The 433-nt window shown below is 64.7% G+C and carries 1 protein-coding gene; it reads left to right on the forward strand.

Translation table 11 applies throughout. The features are described 5' to 3' along the window. Positions 1–279: 279 nt before the first annotated feature. On the forward strand, positions 280–433 hold a 154-nt coding region (locus NE591_RS12510; protein ID WP_256156775.1), incomplete at its 3' end, for a TetR family transcriptional regulator.

Below are 433 nucleotides of genomic sequence, written 5' to 3' on the forward strand. Positions count from 1 at the left end.
CGTCGCCGCACACTGAACAAGCTCGCCGCTTGGCCTGCAGACATCCCCGTAGGGACCGGCCTCGATCGGCACTCCCGTGATTTGGTGAGTCTTTCGCCGGGGCGCCCGGTCTTGCGGGAGCCCGGTATTATCATCGCAGCAGCGTCTCTCCTCGTTGATGAGAGATTAATGGCCGCATCTGCGCTGCGATGACCAAAATGAGTGGTTGCCCGACGGCGCGGAGCCGGTCGAGGCGTTTTGCACGCGGCATTGTCGGTTGCGCGGGCGGGAAGGTGGGGCATGGCCCAGCAGAAGGGGAGAACGAGCAAGGCGGACGCCACCCGGCGCCAATTGCTGGATGCGGCTATCGAGGTCATTTCCGAACGCGGCTACGCAGACACGACGGTGGAGCGCATCGTGGAGGTGGCGGGCGTTTCGAAGGGCGTGGCCTACT

Origin of the sequence: Adlercreutzia sp. DFI.6.23, assembly GCF_024462535.1 — a bacterium.
Taxonomy (GTDB): domain Bacteria; phylum Actinomycetota; class Coriobacteriia; order Coriobacteriales; family Eggerthellaceae; genus Adlercreutzia; species Adlercreutzia rubneri.